At 43.7% G+C, this 15,557-nt stretch carries 9 protein-coding genes; 1 reads left to right on the plus strand and 8 read right to left on the minus strand.

Annotation, left to right across the window (positions count from 1 at the left end):
- Nucleotides 1-11 precede the first annotated feature (11 nt).
- Nucleotides 12-1,220: an IS256 family transposase gene (locus tag DXX93_RS06930; protein WP_116007348.1), complete on the minus strand. Its 1,209-nt coding sequence runs from the start codon at nucleotides 1,218-1,220 to the stop codon at nucleotides 12-14.
- A gap of 155 nt (nucleotides 1,221-1,375) precedes the next feature.
- Nucleotides 1,376-2,532, minus strand: a protein-coding gene (locus DXX93_RS06935) for an IS3 family transposase (RefSeq protein ID WP_116007455.1) whose coding sequence is annotated in 2 segments (ribosomal slippage) — nucleotides 1,376-2,289 and nucleotides 2,289-2,532 — 1,158 coding nt in all. Because the reading frame shifts where the segments join, the coding sequence is not laid out codon by codon here.
- Nucleotides 2,533-2,755: 223 nt separating this feature from the next.
- Here DXX93_RS06935 and rimO point away from each other — a divergent pair.
- Entirely contained in the window at nucleotides 2,756-4,225 is a 1,470-nt protein-coding gene (rimO, locus tag DXX93_RS06940) for a 30S ribosomal protein S12 methylthiotransferase RimO (RefSeq protein ID WP_116007456.1), read from the plus strand.
- A 176-nt stretch (nucleotides 4,226-4,401) separates the two neighbouring features.
- On the opposite strand, the gene DXX93_RS06945 is transcribed toward rimO, so the two are convergent.
- From DXX93_RS06945 to DXX93_RS06970, 6 genes are all read right to left on the minus strand, one after another.
- The gene (locus DXX93_RS06945) at nucleotides 4,402-6,384 is read right to left on the minus strand and encodes a methyl-accepting chemotaxis protein (RefSeq protein WP_116007457.1); all 1,983 of its coding nucleotides are present in this window, start codon (nucleotides 6,382-6,384) and stop codon (nucleotides 4,402-4,404) included.
- A gap of 560 nt (nucleotides 6,385-6,944) precedes the next feature.
- The gene (locus DXX93_RS06950; protein WP_116007458.1) at nucleotides 6,945-11,657 is read right to left on the minus strand and encodes a PAS domain S-box protein; all 4,713 of its coding nucleotides are present in this window, start codon (nucleotides 11,655-11,657) and stop codon (nucleotides 6,945-6,947) included.
- Nucleotides 11,658-11,845: 188 nt separating this feature from the next.
- Entirely contained in the window at nucleotides 11,846-13,606 is a 1,761-nt protein-coding gene (locus DXX93_RS06955; protein WP_147302652.1) for a tetratricopeptide repeat-containing diguanylate cyclase, read from the minus strand.
- A gap of 44 nt (nucleotides 13,607-13,650) precedes the next feature.
- The gene (locus tag DXX93_RS06960; RefSeq protein WP_116007460.1) at nucleotides 13,651-13,911 is read right to left on the minus strand and encodes a hypothetical protein; all 261 of its coding nucleotides are present in this window, start codon (nucleotides 13,909-13,911) and stop codon (nucleotides 13,651-13,653) included.
- Nucleotides 13,912-13,926: 15 nt separating this feature from the next.
- Complete coding sequence (locus DXX93_RS06965; RefSeq protein ID WP_116007461.1) at nucleotides 13,927-14,727, minus strand: SAM-dependent methyltransferase; 801 nt, start codon at nucleotides 14,725-14,727, stop codon at nucleotides 13,927-13,929.
- Nucleotides 14,728-14,816: 89 nt separating this feature from the next.
- Nucleotides 14,817-15,398 (minus strand): GNAT family N-acetyltransferase, encoded by a 582-nt coding sequence (locus DXX93_RS06970; protein WP_116007462.1) that lies wholly within the window; start codon nucleotides 15,396-15,398, stop codon nucleotides 14,817-14,819.
- Between the last annotated feature and the right edge of the window lie 159 nt (nucleotides 15,399-15,557).

Consider the following 15,557-nt stretch of genomic DNA (forward strand, 5'->3'; position numbering starts at 1 on the left):
AACTGCCAGTTTTAAATAACATCTTTTAATCGGTCTTCGAATTCGATCATAAATCGATTTAAGGCCGATTTCCAATTTCTTATCGGCATCGTCCATTTTTTAGATGCCTGCTCAATAGCTAAGTAAACCACCTTTTTCGCCGAATCGTCATGTGGGAACAGCTTACGTTTCTTAATGGCTTTACGTATAACTGAGTTCAGCGATTCAATAGCGTTGGTGGTGTAAATAGCTTTTCTGATATCTTCAGGGTAATTGAAGATGGTACTAACGTTTTGCCAGTTATTTCGCCATGAGCGAGAGATATTGGGATATTTACTGTCCCAGCGTTGCTCAAACTGCTCTAAGGCCATTAAGGCTTCATCTTCAGTTACCGATTGGTATATGCGCTTTAAATCAGCCGTGATGGCTTTGTAGTCTTTCCACGGCACAAACTTCAATGAATTACGCACCATATGAACAATACAAAGCTGAATTTGTGTGTCAGGATAAACGGTATTAATTGCATCAGGGAAACCTTTAAGGCCATCGACACAGGCGATAAGGATATCTTTGACGCCACGGTTTTGAAGCTCCGTTAATACGTTAAGCCAGAACTTCGCGCCTTCGTTTTCTGATATCCACATACCTAGAAGTTCTTTATGGCCTTCGATATTCACGCCTAAGGCTAAGTAAATGGCTTTGTTGATGACTTGCTTATCTTGGCGTATTTTTACAACCAAGCAGTCGAGATAGACGATTGGGTAAACAGCATCAAGCGGCCTGGCTTGCCACTCGACGACTTGAGCGATAACCGCATCAGTCACACGAGAAATCAGTGTTGGTGAAACATCTGCATCGTACATTTCCTTGAATGTGGACACGATTTCACGAGTCGTCATGCCTTTGGAATACAGATATAAAATCTTGTCATCCATTGACGTAAAGCGGGTTTGATTCTTTTTAACCAGTTGAGGCTCAAAACTAGAATCTCTATCACGAGGTGTATCTAAATCAATCTCGCCATCTTCTGTTCGTATAGTTTTGGGCGAATAGCCATTGCGTGAATTATCGTTGATGGATTGCTCATGACGAACATAACCAAGGTGTTCATCCAGCTCCGCATTAAGCGCAGCTTCAACCGTTACCTTGGTAAGCATTTTACGAAAGTTCGTTAAATCTGCTTCCGTTTTGATGGATTTAGCCGCTTGCTTGGCAAAGACTTCAAGTTCTTTCTTGTTCATAACTACCTATCCTAAACCCTATATGGGTATTAATAATAGGCAGTTACACAGATTTAGTTACAGAGTCTTTAATATTTTCACCTTGCTCTTGAACCATTCTTATATTGGTTGGTTCGCTTATGTTAGCTAAAGCGCTAATATTTTTACTGTTCTGGTCAACTCCAGCCGGACACTTTTCTAAAAGAATTTTCATACTCTACTGGTGACAGATCACTATTAGCTGAATGCAGTCTTTCTAAGTTGTAATACTTCATATAATCGACAACATCATTTTTCATATGCTCACGCGTAGGTTGAGCCACTTTAAGTAACCAATCATGTTTCAAACTGCCAAAGAACCTCTCCACTACTGCGTTATCCCAACAGGCTCCCACATCACCCATACTCGCTCGAATACCAAATTGTTCGAGCAGCTGACGGTAACGCTTACTGGTGTATTGAGAGCCTCGGTCAGAGTGGAATATTAAGCCTTTAGCTGGTTTTCTCAGGTTATAAGCCCTAATCATGGCTTTCATCACTAAGTCAGTCGTCATACGTTTATCTATATGCCAACCAACAATGCGTCGAGAATATAAATCCATCACAACAGCAAGATACATCCAACCTTCGCCTGTTTTTAAATAAGTCACATCACCAGCCCAAATCTGATTTGGCCCCAACGGATTAAAGTTCTGATTAAGCAAATTATCTGCAACTGCATCAGCATGCTTACGCTTCGTTGTTACCTTGTAGGCAACTCGCTGCTTTACTTTCAGGTTCAACGCTTCCATGAGCTTTCGAGTTCTGTGCTTACCAATTTCAAAGCCTTCTTTGCGTAAGTTTTTATGTAGCTCGCGATAGCCCAAGCTTTCACGACTGCGTTTAAACAGCGCTTTAGCTCGCCGATATAAATGAAGCTCTTCTGCCGTAATTAACTTGGCTGGCCGTTTGAGCCATGCATAGTAAGCAGAGCGACTGACTTGCATCACAGCACACATCTTGCGGACGTCATGAGCCTGACTATTGGCCTTGACGAACCCATACTTTACTTCATTTCTTTCGCAAAGAAGGCGCTTGCCTTTTTTAAGATCTCTTTCTCCATTTTGAGTTCTTTATTTTCTTTTCTGAGCCGTTTTAGCTCTGCTCGTTCATCTTCACTTAACGCATTACCAGCTTGTTGTTGTTCAAGTTTAGCTTTCCAGTTATAAATGAGTTTAGTTGTAATTCCCAAAGAGGCTGCGGCTTGTGAGACCGTATAGCCTTGCTCAGTCACTAAAGCTACAGCTTCTTGTTTAAATTCGGTTGTATAGGTTTTGTTTTTTCGTTTTGTCATTTAACACCTCAATATTGGAACATTGTCCTTTATTAAAGTGTCCGGCTCAATTAAACCAGTTCAGCACCAACAAAAGAGAAAAACAGGACACTTGTATAAGCTTCTTGGGGGTAGTTATTGTAACTTCAAGGCTTCACGGTGAAATTAGATTCACTAGTGAAGTAATTTTACTTTTTCTGTATGATTCTCGCCGTAAAATTCCCCAGAGTAAATAAGGCGCACAATGACTGTTGAACAATTCGACCCAAGCAATTCTTCCTCGGTAAACGACTCAGTAAAAAATGAGGCTAGCTCTCAAACCGTCAAGCAAACGACTACTTTGGAAAATCCCGCTAAGGTGTTGGCGGCGCAAAATGCGGTTGGCGCAAGTGTTGAGAGTGCCGCGCGCGTGGGTTTTGTGTCACTTGGCTGCCCGAAAAATCTGGTTGATTCTGAACGCATTCTAACTCAACTGCGCACGGAAGGTTATGATGTAGTGCCGAGCTACCACGATGCCGATATGGTGATCGTCAATACTTGTGGTTTTATTGATGCTGCGGTGCAAGAGTCGCTTGATACCATTGGTGAAGCGCTAAAAGAGAACGGCAAAGTACTCGTTACCGGCTGTTTAGGCGCGAAAGAAGACGAAATTACCGAGATTCATCCAAATGTATTGGGGGTTACTGGCCCTCATGCTTACGAAGAAGTGCTTAATCAAGTGCATGAGCATTTGGCTAAACCTGTTCACAATCCGTTTGTCGACTTAGTGCCGGATCAAGGGGTGAAGTTAACCCCTAAGCACTTTGCCTATTTGAAAATATCGGAAGGGTGCAACCACCGCTGTACTTTTTGCATTATCCCGTCGATGCGTGGTGATTTAGACTCGCGCCCAATTGGCGATGTGATTGGTGAAGCAAAGCGTTTGGCTAATGCTGGCGTTAAAGAGGTATTGGTGATCTCACAAGATACCTCAGCTTACGGTGTTGATGTAAAACACAAGATGGATTTTTACGAAGGCATGCCAGTAAAAACCCATCTTAAACAGTTATGTGAAGAGCTTTCAAAATTAGGGATTTGGGTGCGCTTGCATTATGTGTATCCGTATCCGCATGTCGACGATATTATTCTGTTAATGGCCGAAGGTAAGATCCTGCCTTACTTAGATATTCCATTCCAACACGCCAATAAACGTATTCTTAAATTGATGAAGCGCCCCGGTAGTTCAGAGCGCGTGTTAGAGCGTATTCAAAAGTGGCGTGAGGTTTGTCCTGAACTCGTGATCCGCTCGACTTTTATCGTTGGCTTCCCGGGGGAAACTGAGGAAGAGTTTGAAGAGCTGCTAGCGTTCTTGCGCGAAGCGCAGCTTGACCGTGTAGGTTGTTTTAAATACTCGCCAGTTGAAGGGGCAACGGCTAACGAGTTACCTGATCACGTACCAGAAGCTGTGATGGAAGACAGGTTACAGCGTTTTATGGCGGTGCAAGCTGAAATCAGTGCGCAAAAACTGCAAGCGCGTATTGGTCAAGAGTACTTGGTATTGATTGACGAAGTAAACGAGCTAGGTGCGGTAGGGCGTTCATACATGGATGCCCCTGAGGTTGACGGTAAAGTGCATTTGTCAGATGAATTTGATGTTGAACCGGGCGATCAAATTTGGGTGCAAGTCATCCATGCTGATGAGCACGATGTTTGGGGCATTAAAGTCGAAGACTAGGGCTTTATCGTTAATTGAATTAGTTGGATTAGCTGAACTAGTTCTGGCTTTGGTCGCTTGGCAATACAGACATTGGTCATGTCCCTTAGCCAGGTGCCGTTGATATTACATAAAAAATGCCGTTAGTGAGTGAATCACTGACGGCATTTTTGATCGCACAGCTCAGTGTGGCGTGATTAACTGTATTTGTACTTTTCGATTTGGTTGTCCATATCAACGGCAGAATCTGCGATACTGGCGGCAGCAACCGCAATTTGTTCAGCGCCAGTGACATTTTCCGTTGCCTGCTGGAAGATATTTTCAATATTTTGATTAATGTCTTCAATTGATAGCGCTTGCTCTTTCGTACTGGTCGTTACTGAGTCGGTGATGCTTTTCACTTCGTCAATTTGATTATTAATGCGATCCAGTGCTTCTTTGATCATCTCTGCTTGCTCTGACGCGGCCATCGCGTTTTCTTTGCCGTGATTAATAATATTGAACGCTTGGGTGGAGCCTTGCTGCAGTTCATCAACGACCCGTGAAATTTCTTCGGTAGATTGTTGCGTACGACTTGCCAGTGAGCGCACTTCGTCAGCGACCACGGCAAACCCTCGGCCTTGCTCGCCTGCGCGTGCCGCTTCAATCGCGGCGTTAAGTGCCAGTAAATTGGTTTGCTCAGCGATACCGCCAATGAGCTGTACCATGTCGGTGATACTGCCAACGCGCTCATTCAATTGGTGGATTGCTTCTGCTGATTTTGACATATCATCAGCCGCGCCTTGTATCACGTTAACCGCTTGGGTCACTATGTGCTTACCTTGTTGTGACTCTTCCGCCACTTTATATACGGAGTGTGAGTTTTCTTCCATGGCACTGGAAATCACCGCAACATTATTGTTCATATGCTCAGCTGCCGAGAATATTAGCTGCACACCGGCGTGTTGTTCGGTTAAGTTGATCTTGCTTTGTTCAATGGCGGTGGCGGTTTCAGCAGTTGATTGGCTAATGTTTTTGGCGGTACTGGAAAATTGCCCCAAATCATCGGCAAAAAGCTTGGTTAAATCATTAATACCGCGAGCGGCATCGCCCAGCTCGTCAAAACTCATAATATCAATTTCGTGCGCCAAGTCACGGCGGTGCAAGGCGATTTCAATACCTTCTTTAATTTTGGCGGATTGGCGAGCGCGTAGGCTAATAGAAATGTAAATACCTATGGTGGTCAGGGCGCCAATCGCTAACACCACAAGTTCGACAACCAATACCACAACCGCCCCTTGTTGTACTTCAATCGCGGTGTTATCAACAATATTAAGGGCGCTTTCTTCGGCATTTTTGAGTGCATTAATACGCTGGGTTGCGTATTGAAACCACACTTGCGGTTGAATATTAAAGTCACTGTCTTTGTCAGCCACGGCTTCGCGAACCCGGTTTACATTGATTGCGGCACTGCTGCTAACGGCATCTTGAAAAAAAGTCAGTAACTCTGGCGTTGCAGATTCTAGCGCCTCGTATAAAAATACATCCTGTTTGGTGATTAGTTCCGTGTGTTTTGCTCTTAACTGCGGTGTAAACGCGTTTTGCGCCAGCACATTGGCAAGTACCGCACGCTCAATACCGGCGGATTCTTTCGCACTGGAAAAGTTGTAAATACTGAACAGTTCAGACGAAATAATTTGGTTCGAGCTAAGCTTAGACGCCATGATCACAACGTGTAGCCCTTTGGTGTTGATATTGGTGTAAAAACCAAGGGCGTCACCGGTACTCATGGATAAATTACTTATCGCTTGGCGATTGTTGCGAATGTTGTTAAAAGCGCTGAAAAAGTCTTGGTAGGCTTCGGTCATTTGTGCCGTTAAAGGCCATGCTTGGCGCTCTTGCTCGAGTTTGTTTATTGCATCATCAACAACCTTTCTTTGCTGATTTAGCTGATTGCTAAAGCTTTTACCGCTTGAACCTAAGTAACCTGCGGTCATACCGCGCTCTTTTTGTACTTCGTGTACAACCGTTAATACACCGTGAGATAAAAAGGTATTGTATTCAGCATCGTAGGCATTATTCATGCGATTGTAAGAGTGGTATACATCGTAGAAAACAATACCACCAAGCAAAATACAGGGCAGAATAATAAACAAGTTTAGATGAGATGAGATGTACTTGAAGATATGCTTTTTCAACATTGTGATCCTTACGACACTGGAGCGTGTTGAACTGTAACGGCCTTCCTTCGTCCGATTTCTTGTCTAGCTGACAAAAACTTTAGCTATGAAATCTGGTGAATACTAAACCGTGTAGTCATTCTTAAAAACTTCCTCCCTCGCTATTTTTAGCCAACATCCCTTTAGGCTACACCACTAAACACATGGCAATTTAGCAGAAAAGCCCGTTAATTCTACTCGTTGGTTTAGCCGAGCTGAACAGTTGGGCTTTGATAAGCTACTTGCGATAATAGGCAGTTGCGTACGTGAGTGCAATACTTCAATTTCAGTTTTTCACATAAATTTAACAAAGTGAAGTGAGCGCTAAAGTAAACGTTTAGGCTGTCGATAACTTATTGACTTGAATCTTTATTATTCAGATTCGTTGGTTAACTTCGCGATTTAATTCAGTCATTAACCTTGTTATTTCACGTTACTGCGTTAGAAATAGGTTTCGGAATGCCTTAATACACGGCGCTTTAAAAGCCCCCTTATCAAGCCATCGCGCAGTAACACCCACCAGCATACCCAACCCCTGCTGCTTAGCCATTGAGTTGACCAAATTTTGTTGTTAACACTTCAACCGCCGCTTCAAAATCATAGGCGCTTAAATACGTATTTGCCTGTTTTAACGGCTCATGGTATTCACTATCGGGTTCAACTCGCTCAAGCAATAGCGACAGCTTGTCGACGGCTTCGCTATCGAATTCTTGCATGAGTGTGATAATTTCCGACACTGCCTCAATGAGTTCTTGCTCATTAAAAGGCGGTAACGACGGGCTTTTGTCTTTGGGGGGAGTGGACTCAAGCAACGCCAAGTATTGGCTAATGGCTTTGCTGACTAGGGCGATAGCATCATTTAATTTAACGGCAAGTGCCGATAATGCCTTGGGCTTTATGGCTGCGCCTAAGTCTTGCTCTAATTGCGCTGCTAACTGCTGGACTTGTGTTGCGCCAATATTGGCGGAAGTGCCTTTTAATGTGTGGGCGAGCCTGATTTTAGTCTCTTGGTCAGCTTGCTCGAATTTAGCTAAAAAGTCTTGGTTTCCCTCAATAAATCGAGCTAACAGTTTGTGGTAAAGCGCGATATCACCAGCGACCGTTTTTAATCCTTTCTTGCTGTCAACGCCACTGATCGCAGGCTGAATTTCCCTCGGTTTTTTTAACGCTACTCCTATTTGCTTAGTTTGCGTGGCTTGCTCTTGCTCTTGCTCTTGCTCTTGTGGGGGCATAGTCCACGCCTCAATGGGCAATAAACACTTGGCGAGCACACTAAATAAAGAGTTGACATCGATGGGTTTGCCGATGTGCTCATTCATGCCTACGGCTTGGGTACGCTCTATATCGCGCTGCATGACATTTGCCGTCATCGCGATAATGGGGAGCTGATCATAAGCGCTGTTTTGGCGAATGAGGGTAGTGGCGGTATAACCATCCATCACGGGCATTTGGCAGTCCATTAATATGGCATCATATTTATCTGGTTCGAGCATAGCTAGCGCGACTTCACCGTTTTCGGCAATAGCTACGTCAATATGTTCACTTGATAGTAAGTCGGCGGCGAGTTCCTGGTTAAATTCGTTGTCTTCCACTAACAAAATACGTTTGCCGGCCAGCTGTGGCCAACTGCGGCGCTGATTGGTTGGTTGCTCGTCGGCAACGGTGGGGTGATTGGAAAATGCCGCTAAAATACTTTCGTATAAATGACTGGGGTTGGCCGGCTTACTCAACGCTGCATTATACAAAATAGCTTTTTGCTGTGCCTGTTCAGCCATTTCTTGAATATCGTAGGCGGTCATCATCACGACTTTGGGGATATTGTCGGGAGCGAGTTGTTGCGTTAAGGCTTGAAGAAAGGCGAAGCCGTCCATGCTCGGCATAATCCAATCAACAAATAGAATATCAAAATGCGCGTTGGGCGCTGTTAGCAATGCCAGCGCTTCTTGCCCAGAAGCGGCGGCCTGAGCTTGATAACCAAAGTGGCGCAGCATGTCGGCAAATATTACCTGCGCACTTTCGTTATCATCAACAATAAGGGCGTTTAAATGGGCTAAGTGAGCTGGCACGACAATTTTTTTGTCGATGTTTTTTTCACTGAGTTTGAGGTTGCAGGTGAAGTTAAAGCTAGTACCATCGCCTTGTGCACTGGTTACGCTGATATTGCCACCCATTAATTCAACTAAGTTTTTGGTAATCGTTAGCCCTAAACCTGTACCACCGTATTTGCGCGTGGTTGAACTGTCGGCCTGTGAAAAGGCTTGAAATAAGCCTGCCTGTTGCGGCTGGGACATACCAATCCCTGTGTCGGATACCGTAAACTCAAGTTCGGTATAGGTAGTGTTAGCTTGTTCGTTGTGTTTTTTACTGTGGTTTTCAGCATGATTTTCGATTTGCTTATTAAAGTTGGCTTTGATACTGAGTTTAATTTCGCCACTGTCGGTAAATTTAATCGCGTTACTGCCCAGATTGAGCAGAATTTGTTTCAGCCTTAATGGGTCGCCAACCAAATTTGTCGGCGTGTCAGGTGTTAAATCAACCAGCAGTTCGATGTTCTTTTGCGCGGCTTTTAAGCCAAACGTTGCGCTAAAGTGATCGATAACTTCGTGCAAACTAAAATCAATGCTTTCGATATCTAATTTTCCCGCTTCAATTTTTGAAAAGTCGAGAATATCGTTAATGATACCAAGCAGTGATTGGGCACTAAGCTCTACTTTTTGAATATAGTTTTGTGCCTTAGTTGGCAGCGGCTGTTGCAGTGCTAGGTGTGACATACCAATTATTGCGTTCATTGGCGTGCGAATTTCATGTGACATATTGGCGAGAAAATCTGATTTTGCGCGTGTTGCTTGCTCTGCCGCTTCTTTGGCACTTAGCATTTGTTGCTCTTCTAATTTGCGCTGAGAAATATCTCTAATGGCTGCACACACCAGCAGGTCTTCACCGGAGTTTAACGGGCTTAGGCTGATTTCTGCAGGAAATTCGAAGCCCTTGGCGTGAATTGCGTTAAACGCCATACCAAAGCCCATTTTACGCACGGTTGGGGCTGCCATGTAGCCTGCAACATGTGCCTTGTGACCCGCTCGGTATTCTTGTGGAATAAGCATTTCAATGGATTGACCCAATAATTCTTGTTTTTGATAGCCGAAGAGCTTTTCTGCAAGGGCGTTGGCAATGACAATTTCATTCGCTTGATTAATCACCATCATACATTCTGGTGCCGACTCAATTAAGGCGTGAAATAATTGCTCTGATTCTTTGCGCGCATTAATGTCGATGATAGTGCCGTGCAATACCACAAGGTTACCTTGGCGGTCATACGATGCTTGCCCACTTTCATAGACCCAGAGTTGTTCACCGTCTTTGCGCGTCACCCGATATTCCACTTGATAAGTTTGGTGTTTAGCAGCGGCATCGTAGATGGTTTGGTTGACCAGCAGGCGATCATCTGGGTGAATTAAACTGGCGTATGAGACATCGCCGGAGAGAAAGTCGGTGGGAGGGAGTTGCAGTATTGGCTCGGTCATGTCGCTCATAAACAACATGGTTCTGTCTTCATCAAGTCGACAGGTAAAGACAATACCAGGTATGGTATTGATAATGATTTCACGCTCTTTCGCGACTTGCTCGGCGATAGAAGACGAAGATTCTAGCTGGAGCTGTAGCTTTTTTGTCGCAGTAATATCTATCACCAAGCCAGATATACGAGATGCTCTATTGCGTTTATCACGCGCTAGGGCACTGCCGCGCACGATAAACCAGCGCCAATCACCTTGCTTGGTTTTCATTTGGCACTCAAGGCAAAACCCTTTTGCTCTACCAGCAACATAATTGTTAAATAGATGCTCGACGCGTTTGCGGTCACTTTTGTGAATCAGGCTCATCCATTTATCAACACTTTCACCAAACGAGAGGTTTAGCGTACTTGCCTCGTAGCCCAACACATGGTTCCACGTTTCATTCGTTGAATAGGTATTGTTTTCCCCATCCCATGTCCACATACCCGCATTGGCCCCATTGAGCACAATATTCAGGCGCTTTTCACTCTCTTGAGCTAAGTGCTCAGCATGTTTAAAGCGGGTAATATCTTGGCTGACACCAATAAGTTGATAAGTCATAGACGCCGCTTTGCGCAGTGTTGTTGCAATCCAGCGGTAACCATCGCCGTTCGGGTGTTTCAAACGGACTTCAAATTTGCAAAATATCTCGTCACTCGTTTTAAATGCTTTTAACTTGCGTAGCGCATTGACCAGATCTTTGCGGTAAACGAGTGGGTAAAGTGCGCGCGACAAATTAATACGGCCAGGCTGGATACCGATAATACGTGACAGCATTTCTGAACCGCTTAATCTTTGGAGCGAAGGAGTCCACTCCCAGTCAGCTAATTCTGCGGCTTCAGCAGCCACTTTAAGACGAATGTCGTTTTTTCGATTAAGGCGATCAGCAAGCTTTTTGGCCGTTATATCGCGAACTGTACATAACATGGCTTCTTGGTTTTGCCACGCGACAGGTTGTAAGTTGACTTCGCAATAGAAGCTTTGATTACCAAAGCGCAAATGCTCCCACTCGAACGTGCTAAAGCCTGTTTCGCGCGCGCGGGCAAGGTTAGCGCGCACTACGTCAGTAGAGCGAGCGCCATCAGGCTGAAATTCAGGTGACACACCAAACGGAAACAATGTGCTAAATTCAGCTTTGTCGTTAATGCCATAAAGGTCGAGCGCCGCTTTGTTGCAGTCAAGCAAAGTATCTTTGGCCGTCACCATTAAGGCGACCCGTGAAGACTGGAACAAACCGTGAAAGTTTCGCTCCTTATCTACTAATGCTTGTGAGCGAATGTGCACCTGTTGCTCTAACGCAGCATTTGCTTTGATCAGTGATTGCCGTGTGCGCCGATTAGCATAAATAAGAAAAACAATCGCTAGTACGCAAAGGGCGCTCAATAAAGCAAGCCCCCAGAGCAGCGTCAAATTAGCGTTACTTTTCTCATTTTGGGATGATAATTCTCGCATAGTGCCGTTAGCACCAGTGTCAGCAGCAACACTGTTGTCTGCAAAAGCAATAGTTGACGTCGCTACCATTGTGGGTGGTTTGGGTTGTTGATTTTCTTCAATAATCTGAACATATTGAGTGGTGAGGTTTATTTTTTCCGCACTTAATCTGGAAGCGGGGGCTAATGATGAGGCGAGTGCTGACGTTGCCACTAACCATGATAGGTAAGTGGCGCTTTTAACTAGCGTATTAATTATTCTTGTTACCATTTGCTAGTGATTAACCTGTAAGCTAATTTTTTCGATGCTATTGAAAAGCTTAGCTTATATTTGTCAGTTCTCTAGCTAAAATGTCGGCAAATAAGAGCCGTCACAGGAGAATCAATCGAGTGTTAGATTGCAGTAAGTACAGCAGTATGTTGCAGAAGTAGGCCGGAGAAATAAAGAGCCGTGCAGCTTTAGCTGGTCGGCTCGAAGATGCGATATTGGTTACGGCCAGAATTTTTCGCGATATAAAGTGCTTTATCGGCATCTGCAATTAACGTATCAAGGTCGGTACCAGAAATTTTGCTGGTGGTGATCCCAAAGCTTGCAGTGATTTTAAACTGGTGGCCTGACTCTTGAGTATCAATATTTTCAAAGGCACGCATACATTTTTCAGCGACGTAACACGCGGCACTGGTATCGCAACCGGGCAATAAAATAACAAACTCTTCTCCCCCTAAACGGGCAAACACATCGTTCTCGCGAATACATGACTGAGTGGCAATTGCGGCAGCTTTCAATGCCCAATCGCCTGCGGAATGACCATACTTATCATTGATTTTCTTAAACTTATCTAAGTCAAAAATAATGCAAGTCGCGGTTTGTTTGGCTTTTGTTGCAAGCTTTAACGTTTCTTCCGCTAGCGTCATAAAATGTCCGCGATTGTATACCTGCGTTAAATAATCGTATTCGGCCAGTGTTTTTAAGCGTCGTTGTGTGCGCCACGAGCGATAACCAAAGAACGTCAGCAGGGCGATAATCGCCATTAGCAGTGAAGCGATTAGCCGCGAATTTTCTGCTTGCGAGATTGCGAGTGATTGCTGTGCTCGCAACAATTCATTTTTGTTGTTGAGTAACTCATTTTGGTTATTGAGTAAGGCGATTTCGTTTTTTTGTTGGATCGCTTGATGTTGGGCAAGCTGAAAGGCGATATTTCTTGCTGTTATGTCGTTAAGGTAGGCTTTGTCTGCCTCTGCGAATTTAATGTAATACGCTAGCGCTCTTTCAAAGTTTCGCGCGTCGAATTCTAGTTGGTACTTCTGCCGATAAGCGTCAACGGTTTGCTTGGTGTTGTCATGCGTAATGTTTTTCAGCGCTAAGTCGGCGTATTGAGTACTTTTTTGATGATTATCAAGCTGGTAGTAGGCTTGTGCTAGCGTGTTATAAAAATCTATTATCGCTAAAGAAAATTTTGTCGCGACAACATCCGCAAGAAAAGGCGTTAGTGTCCAGATTGCGTCTTGTGGGTTACCGCGATCAAGATGACTCTTAGCTAAGTATGCTCTTACTACTGAGGCGGCAACAGGCCAATTTGCCTGCTCACAGGTTTTGATTGTTTCTTCTAGCTGAAATAATTCAATAAAAGACGTCGTTTGTGCATTTTGACTCGCTTCTATTTTTAGCTGACCTAAGAAGCACTGGTTTTTTTCAGTTAAACCGCCCACTTGAATAGTGTCTAGATAGCTTAACGAAAGTTCGTATTGTTCAATTTGGTTGTAAAAAACAACAACGGTTAAGATACCGTATAATGTGTGGGGAGTGTCTTTGACTAACTTAATTTGTTCGAGAGTTTTTTCGACGTACTTAAAGCCATTGCTCCAGTCTTTTTTTACGACAAATACGCTGATCAGCCCGTAAGTGGCTCTTAGTTTCAGCACGTCATCTGGAGAACGCTCTATAACTGCCTTTAAGAGTTTTTCAGCCTCGTCATAGTTACCAAGAATTGTTTGTTTGTATGCTTTCAACACGTAATATTGAAGCCTTTGCGCTTGAGTGAAGCTCATTTCTCTAGCGTCTAGCTTTTCCATTGCATCATTAAACACGTCAGGTTTTTCCTGGCGTGAATTCTCCGCTTGCGCTAATAAACTCTCAATACTCGCTTGTTGCGTTTTCCCCCAAACAAGGGAAACGTTACAGGCGAGTAAAATTATGATTATTCTTAAAAAACTATTCACTATAAGCTAGTGCGCTGGCATTAAATCCAGCGCCCCTTTTTCGGTTAACCATTCACAACGGCTGATAAAAGATTCTCTGTATCTTTTTCGTTGTCATCTTCTTGTGGCGATTCTTGCTCATCATCTTCGGCAGGCGCAATGATAATGCATTTAATTGCGGGTTGAGTATCTTTTAAATGACTCATATTACCCAGTAGTTCTTTTTCTTCGATAGCAAGCTGGTCACTAGTTAGCATTGTCTCAATATTCGCGTCTAGCGAGGCATCACTACCTAATTTTTCTAGTAATTCAGTGATTTTTGTCATTGTTGTCTTCCTTTCTTATTGGACTAGAGTTAAAAAAGATGGATTGTCTAATTTTTTCAATTTTTCGCGTAGTTCGTTATTTGGCATGAGTTTCGTGCACGGCGGAATAACTAACGTTGTCTGCATGCTCAATCTGGCAGAGGTTAGTGAATTAAGGTCAATTTTCTCAATTCTCATTTTACTGGTGGGTAAAGTCCTCGCTTCATAAAGAATGACTTCATGATCAGCGGGGTAGTACGTTAATAGCAATTCAACTAAGATTTGTGTGTAATCTTCACCTGTTGAATATTTGCTTAGGCTCACATCTCCAGCAACACCCACTTGCCACAAAATTAAGTGGGCTGCAGTGTCTATGGCTCTTTTATACAGCATAAACTGGCTAGCTTCATAGTGAATACAGCCGCTTTTACCGGGATCTATTGCTAAGTCTGCATATAAGCAATCTTCGGCCGAAATACCCGCTTCCATTTTAGCTGGAATGTCGAGCTCTATCAGTTTGGCAATTGCCTTATGCGAAACACAGGCAAAGACTCCTGGGTGGCCGTAGAATGCGGCAACGACTTTTAGCCCAGACTGAGCTGCTGAAACTAGCTCGTCGGTCATTTCTTGATAGGTACTGTGTCGAGATTTTCCTTCGTCATAATAGGGTTGAAGGCTTTCACAGTTGTCATTCATTGACGCAACCCAACTTTCGACAAAACCATCAGACATTAGCATATATACTTTGTCGGCTTGCTCGATATGGCTGCGACTAATGGGACTGATATGGGCGCCGAGAGTAATACCAACGCCAACGCAAACTAAACTTCCAGACATCTAAACTGTAGCTTTTTTACTTTTAATGCGATTACGATAGCAGTTATCAAGTGTTGATTAAATAGGTGACGTTAATAATGTAAACACCTTCAATTGACAAGGGTAATGATCGACTGCTTCCAGTGCATTTTGTCAAAATATACGCTGTAACTTCCTGAGGTTGGCTGCTTGTTAAAAAGGAATCCGAGCTTTTTAACGAATCGCTTGGTTGCGATATTTTCAACTGAGAAGCGTGCAATAATTCGAGTAATTGAAAGTTCAGAAAAGGCATATTCCATTAAAGCCCCCATTGCTTCTTCGGGAATTAACCTACCTTGCGAGCTTTTGGCGATCATGATGCCAATCTCTCGCGTGAACGGTTCCATCACTTGCTGTGGCTGATATAACACTTGGATGCCGATAGCTTGTCTATTTTCCTTTGCGACAATCGTCCATGTTTTGAATGTTATTTTTTCGCTCTGATTGAGCTTGATTGAATTGTTGAATTTAGCGTTGGCTGTTTTTTCGGATACTGCCCCACCTGTGTATTTCATGATGTTTTCATCGATGTGCAGGCTGATAAAGAAGTCGCGCTCACTTTCTTGCATTGGGCGAATGATAAAGCGGTCGGTTTCAAACGCTTGGCTAGCCGATAAATCAACAGCACAATAGTTAACTGGCTTGCTTGGCAAACTTACTACTCCTGTCGTGTTAATCGTGCGATCGAAAACCGCGTAATAATTGATAATTAATGGCTAACCAACAGTGCTTTGATTCGGCTAACACATTCGTGCACGAGAGAATCATGCTATTCATATTTTCTTTTCGTTTTTCTTTTTATTTTTCGCATT

This window comes from Thalassotalea euphylliae, assembly GCF_003390335.1.
GTDB classification, from domain to species: Bacteria; Pseudomonadota; Gammaproteobacteria; order Enterobacterales; family Alteromonadaceae; genus Thalassotalea_F; species Thalassotalea_F euphylliae_B.